This window comes from Mahella australiensis 50-1 BON (assembly GCF_000213255.1).
Lineage (GTDB): Bacteria > Bacillota > Clostridia > Mahellales > Mahellaceae > Mahella > Mahella australiensis.
In genome coordinates this window covers 3,053,965-3,068,226 of record NC_015520.1, presented here as the reverse complement: position 1 = coordinate 3,068,226, position 14,262 = coordinate 3,053,965, and the positions used below count along the sequence as shown (strand labels likewise).

The following is a 14,262-nucleotide window of genomic DNA, read 5'->3' as shown; positions in this document are numbered from 1 at the left end:
AACCCACAGGCAGGAGGATTAAGAGTGTGTAAGATAACACTCAAAGTTGTCGTGAGAGATGCGGCTGGTACAGTAAAAATAACCGACATAATGCTCCAAGGCGGCAGCATGGCCACTACGTGGGTTGGGCACCCCTCTGAGATAAGGTGGTCATTCGATAATGGCTAGTCAATATCTGCGGTATGTCAGCAAGATTAATAAGGACCTCGGAAAGCAGGTTAATAAGCTAACGGTTAAGCTGGTGGCCAAAGACTTTACAGGCACGGTTCGAGCAACTGACGTGCAGTTGCAGGAAGGCAAGCTGTTAACAGGTTGGGCTCCTGCGGCAAGCGATATGCTAAAGCGGCGCAGAGATAGCAGCGGCAACGCAGAACCACCAAAACATTTTAATGCACTCATAAGAGGTTCGGTTATCGTACTGGTGCCTAACCGTGGCACTGTCACTACCGGTTTAGATTGGGAGGCGTCAATACAGAAAAATACCACTGGTCCATTTATGTTGGAGATTTATTACCGTACCAGGGCTTTCAGGTATGCTGGTGCGCTGCACAGGGGAGATACAGTAACGGTGGATGCGGCAACCCACACGGTGAAGAAGAACGGGCAACCTGCAGATCATAGTGAATATGCCGGCGCACAGATGACATGTCCTGCCGGCGATGCCATGTACAGGATAACCATGACAGGCAGGGATACAGCGCGGTTTGTGTTCCAGATTACTGAGTGGGACGTGAAGGAAGGTGTTACCTGGTGAGGCGGTACATGTCATGGACAGGAGCTAAAACAGCGAGAATGTATCAAGAGATGATGGACTACGGCGACAGGTTCTATATGATCTCGCTGTTTGACTTCCACGTGGAATATGTAGATGGTACGCATACTACCGGCAGGATAGTAGGCAACATAACATCAGGTGAGTGGGAAGCAATAAACAAGTGGCCTCATGTAAAGTGGTACTTGTGTGTGAGAAATGACGGCTATGAAGCGGCGTTTCAGGATTTGCTGGACAACGCCGGTGGGGCTCAAGATACGTTCATTTCGGAGATACAAAGGCTCATAAACGAGTATCCGTTTGTAGCAGGTATTGACATAGATTTAGAACGCGGTGGAGGTTCAGCTAACATAGCTAAAGCGGTAGCATTGTTCCAGCGCATATCGAGCACCGTTCACGCTGCAGGCAAGCTACTCCATGTTGACCTGCCGGCATTGACAGGCCCGGGGCAGTCGTTGGGTGGTGAATATTGGTGCGATTATCAGCAGCTTGGGCAAATATTCGACAGCTGTACCATCATGAGCTATGGCTATGCTTGGGCCGGGAGTGCACCGGGACCGATTTCGCCAAGAGGATGGCTAGAAGATGTGTATGATTATGCCGTGACGGTTATTCCGCCAGCAAAGATATACATGGGCCTGCCGGGCTACGGATACAGATGGCAGATAGACCATCCTACCACTGGGTATAGAGGGACATCGTGGCTGTATACAGCAGCCGTAGAATGGATGCTTGGACATTACAACCATACCAACGATGGACCACCACAGCCGCTGATACCATGGGCAGCCTTATGGGACGAGGACAACATGTGTCCGTATATGCTATTGCATGTATATGACATGCAGATAGCTGAGGACAGGATATCTTCTCAGCCACCTATGCAACAAAGTGATTATGGTAATAGGACCTTTATGACGGCATATAGAAAGGTGCAGGTGCCTTCCTTCGTCGGCAGTGTGAGCGCTAAAGGTGCGTTGGCTTATGATGAATGGGATGAAGCATTGACAATAAGCAGTGATTTTATATCGGCTCGAACACCGGCAGAGGGAGAGGAACCTGGGTATGCTATTTATTCGTTCAGCGTTCCAACCTCGGGAACATATGATATAGCGGTTCAAGTCAATTATACGTGGTTTGACAAAGCAACGATAGGTATAGAGGTAGACGGAGCGCTGTATCAAGTATCGCAGCCAACGCAGTGGTATCCGTTGGCCAGGGTAGTACACTGGGTCAAGCTGGCCACTATCTCACTGTCAGCCGGAACTCATACTTTGAAATTCGTAGGAGAGAGCTCGGCTAGCGGGGCTCAATTTTATGGGTTCAATGTATGCCAGTCATTTACGTTTGAAATGTCGGCTGGCCAGGCCCAGTGGACGTTAACTCCTCAAACTTATGTGGACGTTAACGGCCAAGAAGTCCAAGCGGCTGACGGTTACAGGCTCACGCTGGAGGTGCTGCGCAGAGCACCGGAATATGCCTCTATATGGAACGATGATTTCAGATCATATGCGTCGGAGGAAAGTGGCGAATGGAACACTGCACTGTTTAACAACTACTACACCGCAACCGGCGGGACATGGATAGTCCAAGGCACGGCTGGGCTTGCGAGCCACTTGAAACAGACTTCTGTAGCGACAGCTCAATGCCTTCTCAATTACAGCTCGTTTGAGGACATGGCTGTGTGGGCTACCTTTTCGTTTACGGGTCAAGAGGCCGGCATCATATTCGGGAGCAACAAGGTTGGTTTGCAACCTGGTAAAGTTGTTCTATACTGTAACGGTTCACTTGCAGCATCGGTGGACGCAGACACGACGGGCTCGAACACGTTGCGAGTAAGAGTCAGAGGCAGCGAGTGCAAGGTGTGGCTCAATTCTAGGCTGGTTATCACGGCGTCGGTGGGTGGCAGTAATAGGTTTGGGTTATACACCACGAATGCGACTATAGATTGTACGCTGTTAGCTGCAGGTGATGCATATTGGATGTATCCGCAAGAAGCTGTAACTGTTACTACACCCGCAGGTATGCAGCAGTTAGGAAGGATTGAAAGAACTGATGTTGAGTGGGACCCTGTTTGGGGCTATATACGAGTGCCAGCAGGCACTGAGGAAAGCAGTTCGAGAGATGAAACAATATCAATGGATTGGGACTACTTGCACTCAAATATTTTTACAGCAAGCTCTGATTTAGCGGTAACAATAAAAGCTGACGATATAGGCATATGGGTAAGCAGGCTTTATCTATGCGATGCCGACGGGGCCAGCATAGCTTATTATTCGGACGTGAACCAGTACCAGTATTGGATGGACAGAGCGGAGTTTGAATGGGGTTTGCAAGGCATAGGCGTATGGGCTTTGGGGCAGCAAGACCCTGCTGTATACAAGTACCTGCCGCCAATGATATGAAGGAAGGAATGACATAATGGGCGATAATCAGGAGTGGTATGACAACAAGGCGCTGTATGAAAAAATACAGCAGCTACAACAGGACTTGGCAGACATACGAAAAGAAATGGCCGAGACGAGAGCCATCATAAGGGACTATAACGGATTAAGGAAAGCGGTTAACGATACGGCAGGCAAAATCAACATGCTGCTGTGGCTCATACCAATAGTAATTGCAGGAACAGGCCTGCTGTTCACAGCTTTGAATTTTATTTTGAAATGAGGTGGCAATATGGCGAAGATAGTAATTGATGCTGGCCACGGGGGCAAGGACCCCGGTGCAGTTGGCCCGGCAGGGACAAAAGAAAAAGACATAGCATTAGCAGTTGCTAAAAAGGTAGCAGATTATTTGCAAGAAGCAGGCGTATCAGTGAAGATGACCAGAACATCGGATGTATACTTAGAACTGGAGGATAGAGCTAAAATAGCGAACTCCTTTGCTGCAGACTATTTTGTATCTATACATTGCAACGCTTTTACCTCTCCAACCGCATGTGGAACTGAGACGTATTGCTATAAACGCGGTGGGAAAGGAGAAATCTTGGCCAAAGCGATCCAAGATGAGCTTATAGCTGATATCGGGCTAACGGACCGGGGAGTAAAAGAAGGAAACTTCTACGTTTTGCGCGAAACCAATATGCCAGCAGCATTAGCCGAGATGGCGTTTATATCCAATCCAGATGAGGAAAAGCTGCTTGCATCTCAAGGATTTCAGGATAAATGTGCACTTGCTATAGCCAAAGGCATTGGCAAAGTGGTAAATGTACAAATTAGCATTCCGTCTAAGTCTGAGCAGCCAGATAAGTCTGCTGAAAGTGATAGCCGTCTGTACAGGGTAGTAGCAGGGAGTTTCAGCAACAGGGCTAATGCAGAGGCCCAGGTTGAGCGTCTTAAAAAAGCCGGGTTTGCGGCATGGATACTAACAGAAGAAAAATAAAGCTGTTTCCGTTGAAACATCGGGACAGCTTATTTTTATGCCATAAAAGGAGGTGATAGTATGGGCTTTGGATTTGATGTACTGGATACCCTGCTAATACCCATTATAGTGGGCATTAGTGAGGCAATAAAAGCTATAGGTGTTCCAGTCAAGTATATACCATTCATCGCAATGGCTCTCGGCGTTATCGGGAGCTTTTTTGTTGTAGAAGCGGATGTGCCTATGAAGGTGTTACTTGGTATAGGGGCAGGGCTAGCAGCCTGTGGATTGTTTGACACAGGTAAACAGGTTGCGGAGATGGTTAAAAGCAAACAAAGTGGGGATTAAAGAAAGGAAAATGATTATGAATGACAAAGAATATTTAGCAAGGGAACAATTTAGAGGATCAGGTGATAGCACAACTAAAAATGAAGGATGTACAGAAAAAATGACATTATATGATGAGCTTACCAAAGAACGAAAAATTTTGCTGCAAATTGCAGAGAACAAAGGGGTGAAAGAAAATGAGTAATTTTACAGATTATGCTCCAAAGGGTAATTATCCATTTATAGTTAGTTATCCTGATTCGCTGCACATACGCAGTCAAGCATCGACAAGTGCGTCAATACTTTATACAGCACCAAGAGGCACTGTCATGATGTATCTAAGTGATGCAGGATATGCTAATGGATATAAATGGTGGAGAGTAAAATATTTTGATTTTTCCGCAAAAGCATTTAAAGCAGGATATGCTGCCTGTCAAGAAACATTTGGTTACAAAGATTTTTATTTGCTCATTTTAGGCTGGCCCGTAATATTTCCCAATCTAGTCTTGATGGGTTCCACATTAGTGTTCGATAGATATTCTACAATGGAGTATAACGATGCAGGGGATTTGATTGGATGGTCTACTGTTGGTAAATCCTATTACGGTCAATCTGGTTTCCATCTGGTGTGGGATACAGTTGATGCTTGGGTAAGATGTTTCAACTGTGGTACAAATTATCCAGAGAGGATGGCTATACGCTCTGATATAGGTAATCCAGTTGCCTGGGCGTATTGGGGATGCAATGGGAATGATCCCGGAGATACAAGGCCAGATTATCCGTTTACAATAAAGGCTTGTAAACCTGGAACAAATATACCATCTAATTATGATATGACCAATAGATATTTCCTTCTGTATGAGCTTAGAGCTGGTGGCTGGGTAGGGCCAATGTAAGAAATAAGCTGCGGAGATTTATATTCTCCGCAGCTCTCTATTTTTCTTTATAAATTGGGATCTTTAATATATCACCTATTTTTATGGAATTAGTATCTTGTATGTTGTTAATTTTTGCTATTTCATCTAAGTAGGATTTTTCATCGAGCCGAGAATCCAATGGATAATATCTGTGGGCAATCCTAATTAGCGTATCCCCTTCCTTTACTTCCACATTTTCATAGTGGTCAACGGTATAATATTCAACTGGCCTATATTCGATATAGAACAATTCAGGCGATAAATATATAGAGTTTGTATCATAGTACTCTTCCTTAGGGACAACCCTCTTTCCGTCTCTAATTACGTACCAAACGCCAGTATCTTTACTTCTATAGCCGCCTATTATACTATCATAAAAGAAACCTGGTAATCGTTCTAAATACTTACGAATAATTTCAGGTTGGTCCTGTGTAGGTAAAACCTCAAACTGTTCATATAAAGCTGACATGATTTCTTGATTAGGCACTTCCTCCCATGTGCCAACTTGAACGCTTTTATTCTCTTCTTCTGACCATATTGACTTTGGTATGCCACGAATTGTTGGCATAGAACGTTCCAGCTCCAGCACTATTTTTTCGGCTCTTTTCAATATATCTTCTTTGCTTAGAGGCATAGATTTATCGCCTAAAGAACTTACTGCAGGGTTCACATTTTCGGCTTCGGCTTTTGGCCCATTAACGATGTTATTTGTTCCTACAATACTGACAATAAAACCGGCTAAAATAAGAATTAACAATATTCTAGTAAGTATAGATTTTTTATGCATAATTAAATCACCTCCACTATTTCTATTATAACATATAGTATACAGTTGTTATTATATTTTTATAAATATTTTTTTGTAGTATAAAACAGCCATAGGTATAAACCAGAGCAAAGTATAGGCTGCAGAATATAACAACGAACCGGCATAATTGCCAGCCCATTGAGCAAACCAATTTTCAAAAAGCCACTCTTTCAGCATGATAAGAGTGCCTGATGAGACCTCAACTTTTACACAACCCAGTATCTTGGTCATCATTTCAGACAATGTATAAACGAGTATTGCATTAGAACCGAATATTATGAATGGTTTTATTAGTGTTGCTAAGTTATTTATATCAGCTAGCCAGTAACATACAGACAAAAGCAAGAGCGCGAAGCCTGTAGTAAACAGTACAAATGAACTGCTCCACAGGTTTTTATTCAACGGGAACCATTTTTGCGTTATAATTGATGATATAAATGCTAGTGCACTACATACAAGCATGATATACAATTTATTGGTATTCTTCTTATCGGATACGAGCAAGCATCCCGTTAAGATGCCCAAAAGCGATGAGGCAATGGCGGGTAGCGTGCTCAATAGCCCTTCAGGATCCCAATCAGGCGTGTAAAGATGCCCTTTCAAAAGTTTCAGGTCTATGTATTGGATAAGATTGCCAGTGCGTTCAAAAACCCCTGCTCCATATCCAGGTACAGGCACAAATCTGAGCAATAAATAATAACCAATTAGAATAGCAGCGCTTATAATAAACATACTCATTGTGCTAGAAAAAAGAAAAATCAGACCGCTGAAGAAATATACCAAAGCAATGCGCTGCAATACGCCGAGTATGCGCACATGCTGCATGTCAAAGCAGGGAAAGGCGTTGAGAAATAAACCTATTAAAAAAAGCATTGCCGACCTTTTAAGCAAATGGGCTATCAACTGACCTTTGGTTTGGCCTTTGGCCATTCTCTTGCCGAAGGAAACAGGTATAACCATACCCATGACAAATATAAAGCAAGGGAAAAAGAGGTCAGCTAATGTTATGCCGTTCCAAGGGGCATGAAGCAAAAGAGGGCTTGTGTACTTCGAGTTGCCTGGATTATTCATGAAAATCATCGCTGTGATACATATACCACGCAATGCATCTATGGATTGAATACGCTTTTTTATCATATCCTTTAATCACCCGTCATACTATTTTTGACTTAATTATATCACATTGTCAATGGCATAAAGTTGCATTTTGAAGATTTTCTTGCATACAAATATATATTCGTATAGAATATATTCGAGGTGAGGAGAATGCTAACAGAAAAACAACAGCGTATACTTGATGCTATCGTAAAGTATCAAACTGAACGGGGGTTTGCGCCGTCACTACATGAAATCGGCGATATGGTTGGACTGAAATCGGTAGCAACTGTGTACGGATATATATGCAGGCTGGAAAAGGCGGGAGCGATACGCAGGGTACATGGCAGTCCAAGAACGATTGAGGTAGTAAATAGGATGGATTTGCAGCCGATAATTAGCTATGTACATTTGCAAACATTTTGCAAACGTAGCAAACGAAAAATGACGTAAAAAGATAATATTGTTTATAACATAAATGCTAGCGAAGCTGATAAAACTGGGTTTTGTAGTGTTTAATATGAATGATTAACATATACTGAATCCAATTTGTAATCAGCAGGTTAGCGGTTCAAGTCCGCTCGCCAGCTCCATTTTTTGCCCATTTCAAGCCATTTTACAGCATTAATCAACATAAAATATATGATATATCAGCTTTCCTTCTAATGTTCTTCTAATGAGAGGTACCGTTTTTCAGCATCTCCTCAAATTTATCTGCCGCTTCTTTTTGCAAACCCGGCATAACATGAGAATACGTGTTCAGCGTTATCTCAATCGAGTTATGTCCAAGCCGTTCGGATACGATCTTTGGATTGATGCCGGCTTTCAAAAGCAAGCTGGCGTGAGTATGCCTGAGGTCATGAAACCGTACAGGAAAGCCCAGCCTTTTAGTCGTATCGGCAAAATAGCTCGACAATGACTCCGGATTAATAGGCTTACCATCTTGCATGCAGCATACCAGATCATAAGGTGCATACTTGCTCGTAAAATACGATCTGTTTTTGTCCTGCTCAGCTTTATGCTTCTCCAGAGCCTTTATTACGGCATCCGATATTTGTATAGCTCTTTTACTTTGCGGCGTTTTGGGCTCAGTAAACGTTGGAATACCGGCCTTGCGTTGATATAGCGCCTGCGTAACGTATATTATGCCATTTTGTAAATCAACGTCTCGCCATCTTAAACCCAATATCTCACCGCGCCTCATACCGGTCATAACAGCTAAAAACACAGGCATATACAGATATTCGTCTTTGATACCGGAGAGCAGTATATGGATTTGCTTCTCATTGAGCGTGTTTATCTCCTTTTTAGCTTTGCGCGGAGGATCTACCATATCGGCCGGATTGCGGCTTATCAATCCCCACTTTACAGCTGTCTCAAGCGCTCTATGCAATACCCTGTGATGATAGAGCACTGTAGTAGATGAAAGGCCGCTTCCCACAGTCTTTTTATTGTCCTTGCGTCCGCCGTTTAGCTCTGCAGTATAATACCTCTGTATATCTATAGGTTTTAGCTTGCCAAGCGCTATATTGCCGAGAGCCGGCTTTAAGTGCAAGTTGACGGTTTGTACATAGCTCTCATATGTACTGGAGGCCAAATTAGATTTAACAGTTTCTAGCCACTGGTCCAAAAAACTGCCCAGTGCATACTTAGCGCTGCTTATCGTACCAGCTTCTTTTTTAAGCTTAAGCTCGGCTTCCTTAAGCTCAGCCTCTTTTTTAGTAGTACCGCCTGCAAACCATTGCTGGCCGTATGGCGGCATATATAATACAACATACCACCGATTGTTTTTCTTAACTACTACCATCTATATTGTCTTCCTTCCCAAACAACCGGTCGCCTTATACAACTATATGATACACAATAATGCATGATAATACAAGTGTTCAGGCATAACCGGATAAAGGCAGTGTACGGCGAAATACAATGGAGCCGTACTCTGCCGCATATAATGGCTTTCCCTTATCGAACGAAGTAAGATAGGAGAAAGGCTGCCTCTTACATAATTTACGTAGTTAACGCAATTTGGATATTCTATGTTATTCCTTAATACGTATCGCACACTTATTTCTACATATTGACGACTCTAGCGGTTATATTGTCTAAGCAAATTCTTGTACCGTACCAGCTTCGTGAGAATCAAAAATACGTAATAATACATATCGGTACTTATTTATGTACCCCTATAAGCCTCGTAAAATCGATGTTTATATATGGAATACGTATAATACGTTAAATACGTGCTCAGTTATTGAGAATCCACTTCTTTGTACTGCGTGCAGCGCCCTCGTTTTTCTCCAATATGCAGCTTATCTTCCCTTTGGCTGATAACTGCTGCAATGCAGCCGTGATTCTGGTAGCGGCTATATTGCATTGAAATATATCCCTGTAAAGCTGCGTTTGCGTTAACTCGCCGTATCTTTTTAATGCTGCGAGTATTTTGCCGGCCAACGGGTCATTGTCTGCTTCAGCGCCGAATATGAATTGTAATGAAGCCTGTACATATTGCCAAATGGCTAGAGCTGCGTTAATATGCTTGGATGATATCATACGCGAACCGTCTAACAACGCATATATCATGCTCAGGCGCAATACCTGAGCCTCAGCTCTGGCCTCTATAGCTCCTACCAAGTCATCTTCATGCGCAGTCAGCATCGGATATATATTGCGCCACAGCTCAGCACCATCTTTATCCCTTTGCATCACGATTGATTCGTGCGGTATAACGCTTTTTATCTTGCTTGCGAGCCCTATGAGCAATGATTCAGGCAGCGGTTTAGGGTCGGGCAATAGCTTGCTCCTTCTCGTGCATATATAGAGATATCTATTGGCAAAACCATTGAATTTCTCAGTGCTGGTTAAGAGCTTTCGCAATTCCTGAGGTGATATATGCCCTAGTATAGATACATGAGGATTTGTGGCCACTGCCTGATAGTTTTTGGTGAGCGATTGCAAAGTAGTGCCGTCCCATGCGCTGCGCAGTATAGGGGAGAGCGTATTGCCCTCCCGCTGCATAACGCGCAATGCCTGAGCAAACTCGTTTTCCACTACCAGTAATCTCTTGTCCTTAACGCCGCTGTCGATCACTACCTCTTCCTGTTGCTTCGGATCGTAACGGCTAACCTCGTCGCGTATGGCCCATATCAGGCCCTCGCCGCTGGACAATCCATTTGGCGTTTTGTATTGGACCCAATCCGCATCAATATGAAATAGCAGCCTTTTTACGATAGCCCAAGAGCTGCCCTTTCTGCCCTCTGATGTGCTGCCTACTAATAATGCAAATAAATTGGTACAATGTATGTCGCCGGCAACATCATAAACCGCTGTACGGCCTATGATGTTGCCAAACCCCACTAAAAAGTTTATGAGCAAAGCGGCCGGATCGGCTTCGGTATAAGGGAGAAGCGCATTCACAACATCGCCGGCAAGGCCATGATAAGCAGATGATCTCATAGGATCCGGCCATGGTACAGCCTCGATTTCATCAATATTTTCTGCGTGATTTGCATTCTTTTTGCTGTCGTATATAGCTGCGAGTTCAAATACATCGTCGATGGCTTTATCCCTCATTTTTCATCCTCCACTTTATGGCTGAGGCAACTATAGCAGCTGCTTCCTTTTCAGATAGTGGTGGTTTCCCATATGTTTTGTTTACCGCTTGAATAATAGCCACAGTTTCTACGCCGCCTAGCCCATGCCCTAACAGATGACATGCATAACGATGCAATGTATCATTACGTTTGCCTTCGCTTATGTCACAAAACAGTTTTGACCATTCACCGCTTCCTCTGATATCAGCAGCAGGCCTATCGTTACCTATCATGTTGAGCAACCACTGCGGTGCTTCAGCTATTGGCGTACTAAAGGGAGTGCAGCTCTTTCGCCACATGTACGATTTCCCTGATATATGATCAGAGGGGGGTAAGAGGATATAACCGTTGGACCTGATATCCAATCCCGACTTAAAACCTTGTTTATCCGTTATTACTATATTGACGGGGTATTTGAAATAAAAGTGCGCTCCACCGCCGCCACTATTGCATACAACTGTATACGGTAACTCGCCATATTCAGCGATGAGCTGATATAAGCTATCAATGCCTCCATGCCTTGCGTCAACATCAAGCACAAATATACCATTAGCTCTGCAAATTAAACCGATATTTGCATTAGGCCATTTTTCCCACCAACGTGCTATTACCAAAATATCAGCGGTTGCATTCTTCATCCCATGCTGTGTCAAAGGATGCTTGCCAGGGCTTTGGCAATGCGGATTACCGCAACTACACCTACCGTCTTCGATGTTATTCAGTGGTATTATCATCCAACCCAATCTTTTAGCGTAAAACAATGCGGCCTTTCTTTTATCTGCCATAATTTCTCCTCCAAACGTAATGTATACAAAGATATCACTCGGGCTTGCGAATCCATACCTTGGAACGCTGGCCAGTTTCTTTAGAGACGAATACCGCCTCTCCGACACATAGGTTTTTTATGACGTCAGGATGGAAGAAATATTGCCTCACTCTGCGTGCGCTTCCAAGCCCGGTTTGCTTTTGTTCGCTTAATTGATACGTAATATCCATATCCTCATATGTCCCTATTATATCTGCTGCCTGTTGTGCATCTTCCGGACTATTTTGGCGCATTATTATGAAAGAATTGCAATTTTCTACAACTTGCCGGCGCATGGATGTGCCGGCCGCCTCCAGATCGGCAAATGACTGTGTAGCTGCTATACATGTTACAGTTGCCGCCCGCGCTTGGGAAAGAAGGGTTACCAGCATAGGCGATACATAAGCACCTAATTCATCAAATATAAAGAATTTGGGTTTATGATCACCCCACATGCGGGATACCGCCTTGCGCGCATCCAGCACAGCTAGTCGCCCTAAGGAAGAAGCGAATGATGGATAAAGCAAGGGTGAAAGGCAAAAGAATATAATATCTCCTGTGGCGAGCGCCGTATATACGTCTATGCCATCTGCGGAAAATATGCTGTTCCCCTCGCCTTCGACTATCGTTGCAAATCTAGCAGTCGCTGAAGCGGTTATGTCCGAACTAACCGACGATATGGCCAGATTAGCTATATGATCCTCTTTAGTTATTTTATTCTCACGTACTAGCTGAGCGGAGAGCGTCTCATATGCTGTTTTGCTCATATTTTCGATAATAACATCATACGAAAGAGGAATATCGGCTATCAGTAAAAGCTGTATAAGGGATTGTATATATCTTTCTACATTAGCACGATAATGCGGTTCGCTCCATTCAGTCATGCTTATGAGCATATCTTTGGCTTCTGTTTCTTTAGAGTTTCTGAACGGATTATATTTGGCGTTTGAACTCGGACCGCCTATGATGTGTATTTGGCGTCCATATCTGATGCTCATACGGCAGCAATAATCTATCAAGCTTCTCGGTCCCGTATCCCCTTTACCGTCGATAATGAGCATGCCATACCCTTTTGCAAGGCCGTTTTCAACAAAATTCGACAAAGCTATTGTCTTGCCCGAACCTGTCGTACCTGCGACGAATACATGTCGGGCATTATCCGGTATATATATCGGCTTACCGTTATCGCTAATGCCTATGGCAGTGGCATCAGCCGTATGATTCGGCATGTGGACTTTTGGCCGTTTTGTTTTCTTTTCGGTCGGGTGAAATATCCTTTCGTTCCATCGCTCCCATGCTATCCATATCGTTATTGCTATAACTATTAGCGAGCTGATAACTAGCCATGGTATGGCTACTTCTCTATTCCTTAATTCCAGAAGGCATAGAAACGGATCTTTATATAGCACTATAATAGGTTTTAAATCTGGCAATTTCCCGATTACCTGATTTTTAGGAGATAGGAGAGGCCATGCCCTAACAATCGGTACGAACACCCATGCGGTTAAAAAAAGATATATTCCTATAAAAATGCCAATTAATAATAGCTTATAACCCTTTTGCATATTTTTCTATAACCTCCAATTCTATAATTTCCACAGTAGGGTAATTGTTAGCTATGTTTTTTATTTTCCTGTACAACTGACCCGATGCATTCGGGACGACGTATATAACACGATCATATTTTCTGTATTCATCGCTTATTATTTTTTTCAAGCGATTGTCAGTTTTTTGCGTAAGTTCTACTTCAACACATATGCCTTGAGCTGATATGACTATGTCGGGTACATGCTCCGGCAGCTCATACCCTTGCTTTTTCCTTATTTCACGCTCGGTTTGCATTTCCGAAAATGATACATTTAGTAGCTGCGCTAAGTATATCGCCGCATCAACAACGCATATATCATGCCTGATAGAAACCGGACTGACATTGGACACAGGCGAGAGCATTGTGTCTAACCCCGCCATTTTCTTGCCTCGAGACGTTGTAATATATACCGCCGGTACGCCATACATGGTATATAATCTTTTTAAGTAGCGCGCATCAATTAACATCCTCAAACGCCTATACAATGCGTTATCGCTTTTGAACCCGCCAATGTATTTTATTTGACGAGCTAGTAAAAACTTCCATCTAATCGATTCTAAGAGTATTTTTATATCTCTCTGTGTCATCACTATATTTTTCATCATAATTTGTAATCCTTTCTAACATATCGGTTGCCTCATGCGCCCGTGTAAAACAACTTTCCCTTTTGTTATTCACACTATCTGTGGAGCACGTTGCGAGAGGGTGGTCACGGGCGGAATGAGCGAAGCGAGAGAGGGCCGTGACCACCCTCCCGCCTGCATCCACGGGCGCATGAGGCAGGGGTAATCTAATATACACATACGACTATACATTTAATGTTTGACCATTTTGGCGTCCCAGCAGCTCATCTATAGCCCATTTTGGCACGACTACGCGCCTCTTACCCAACCGGATAGCTGGTATATTCCCGATGGATATTTCTTTATATACGAGCACTTGCCCGACTCCTAGTATTTGGGCTACCTCCTTCACGGAATAGGTTGCTTTTTCCATACGC

The 14,262-nt window shown here is 43.6% G+C and carries 17 protein-coding genes; 9 read left to right on the top strand and 8 right to left on the bottom strand.

Features of this window, described 5'->3' with window-relative positions; translation table 11 throughout:
* Positions 1–24: 24 nt before the first annotated feature.
* The 8 genes from MAHAU_RS14350 to MAHAU_RS14315 are packed head-to-tail and all read left to right on the top strand — an operon-like array spanning position 25 to position 5,355.
* Positions 25–168, top strand: a complete 144-nt coding sequence (locus tag MAHAU_RS14350; protein ID WP_245543923.1) for a hypothetical protein — start codon at positions 25–27, stop codon at positions 166–168.
* Positions 161–754 carry a phage tail family protein gene (locus MAHAU_RS14345; RefSeq protein ID WP_013782430.1) on the top strand — a complete coding sequence of 198 codons (594 nt, stop codon included), beginning with the start codon at positions 161–163 and terminating at the stop codon, positions 752–754. The genes MAHAU_RS14350 and MAHAU_RS14345 overlap by 8 nt, the downstream gene beginning before the upstream one ends.
* Positions 755–762: 8 nt before the next feature.
* Positions 763–3,177, top strand: a complete 2,415-nt coding sequence (locus MAHAU_RS14340; protein ID WP_013782429.1) for a glycosyl hydrolase family 18 protein — start codon at positions 763–765, stop codon at positions 3,175–3,177.
* Positions 3,178–3,193: 16 nt separating this feature from the next.
* The gene (locus MAHAU_RS14335) at positions 3,194–3,439 is read left to right on the top strand and encodes a hypothetical protein (protein WP_013782428.1); all 246 of its coding nucleotides are present in this window, start codon (positions 3,194–3,196) and stop codon (positions 3,437–3,439) included.
* A gap of 9 nt (positions 3,440–3,448) precedes the next feature.
* Positions 3,449–4,153, top strand: coding sequence for an N-acetylmuramoyl-L-alanine amidase (locus tag MAHAU_RS14330; RefSeq protein WP_013782427.1), 705 nt, complete (start codon positions 3,449–3,451; stop codon positions 4,151–4,153).
* 60 nt (positions 4,154–4,213) lie between these two features.
* Complete coding sequence (locus MAHAU_RS14325) at positions 4,214–4,480, top strand: hypothetical protein (RefSeq protein ID WP_013782426.1); 267 nt, start codon at positions 4,214–4,216, stop codon at positions 4,478–4,480.
* A gap of 16 nt (positions 4,481–4,496) precedes the next feature.
* Complete coding sequence (locus MAHAU_RS14320; protein ID WP_013782425.1) at positions 4,497–4,664, top strand: hypothetical protein; 168 nt, start codon at positions 4,497–4,499, stop codon at positions 4,662–4,664.
* The gene (locus MAHAU_RS14315) at positions 4,657–5,355 is read left to right on the top strand and encodes an SH3 domain-containing protein (protein WP_013782424.1); all 699 of its coding nucleotides are present in this window, start codon (positions 4,657–4,659) and stop codon (positions 5,353–5,355) included. The genes MAHAU_RS14320 and MAHAU_RS14315 overlap by 8 nt, the downstream gene beginning before the upstream one ends.
* A gap of 37 nt (positions 5,356–5,392) precedes the next feature.
* Here MAHAU_RS14315 and MAHAU_RS14310 read toward each other — a convergent pair whose 3' ends face one another.
* Together MAHAU_RS14310 and MAHAU_RS14305 are read right to left on the bottom strand one after the other, a co-directional pair.
* Positions 5,393–6,163, bottom strand: coding sequence for a LysM peptidoglycan-binding domain-containing protein (locus MAHAU_RS14310; RefSeq protein WP_013782423.1), 771 nt, complete (start codon positions 6,161–6,163; stop codon positions 5,393–5,395).
* A 51-nt stretch (positions 6,164–6,214) separates the two neighbouring features.
* On the bottom strand, positions 6,215–7,321 hold the full coding sequence (locus MAHAU_RS14305; protein WP_013782422.1) for an acyltransferase family protein: 1,107 nt from the start codon (positions 7,319–7,321) through the stop codon (positions 6,215–6,217).
* Positions 7,322–7,450: 129 nt separating this feature from the next.
* Between MAHAU_RS14305 and MAHAU_RS14300 the strand changes: the two genes are divergently transcribed.
* On the top strand, positions 7,451–7,732 hold the full coding sequence (locus MAHAU_RS14300; RefSeq protein WP_013782421.1) for a LexA family protein: 282 nt from the start codon (positions 7,451–7,453) through the stop codon (positions 7,730–7,732).
* Positions 7,733–7,952: 220 nt separating this feature from the next.
* Here the strand turns inward: MAHAU_RS14300 and MAHAU_RS14295 are convergent, their stop codons facing one another.
* The 6 genes from MAHAU_RS14295 to MAHAU_RS14270 form a co-directional block, all read right to left on the bottom strand.
* A complete protein-coding gene (locus MAHAU_RS14295; RefSeq protein WP_013782420.1) occupies positions 7,953–9,086 on the bottom strand; it encodes a tyrosine-type recombinase/integrase in 1,134 nt (377 codons plus the stop codon).
* Between the two features lie 437 nt (positions 9,087–9,523).
* On the bottom strand, positions 9,524–10,849 hold the full coding sequence (locus MAHAU_RS14290) for a DUF3987 domain-containing protein (RefSeq protein ID WP_013782419.1): 1,326 nt from the start codon (positions 10,847–10,849) through the stop codon (positions 9,524–9,526).
* On the bottom strand, positions 10,839–11,654 hold the full coding sequence (locus MAHAU_RS14285) for a bifunctional DNA primase/polymerase (protein ID WP_013782418.1): 816 nt from the start codon (positions 11,652–11,654) through the stop codon (positions 10,839–10,841). Before MAHAU_RS14285 ends, MAHAU_RS14290 begins: the two co-directional genes overlap by 11 nt.
* Before the next feature lie 34 nt (positions 11,655–11,688).
* Positions 11,689–13,239: a type IV secretory system conjugative DNA transfer family protein gene (locus MAHAU_RS14280; RefSeq protein WP_013782417.1), complete on the bottom strand. Its 1,551-nt coding sequence runs from the start codon at positions 13,237–13,239 to the stop codon at positions 11,689–11,691.
* Positions 13,223–13,867, bottom strand: a complete 645-nt coding sequence (locus tag MAHAU_RS14275) for a hypothetical protein (protein WP_013782416.1) — start codon at positions 13,865–13,867, stop codon at positions 13,223–13,225. Before MAHAU_RS14275 ends, MAHAU_RS14280 begins: the two co-directional genes overlap by 17 nt.
* Before the next feature lie 202 nt (positions 13,868–14,069).
* Positions 14,070–14,258, bottom strand: a complete 189-nt coding sequence (locus tag MAHAU_RS14270) for a helix-turn-helix domain-containing protein (RefSeq protein ID WP_013782415.1) — start codon at positions 14,256–14,258, stop codon at positions 14,070–14,072.
* Positions 14,259–14,262: the final 4 nt, after the last annotated feature.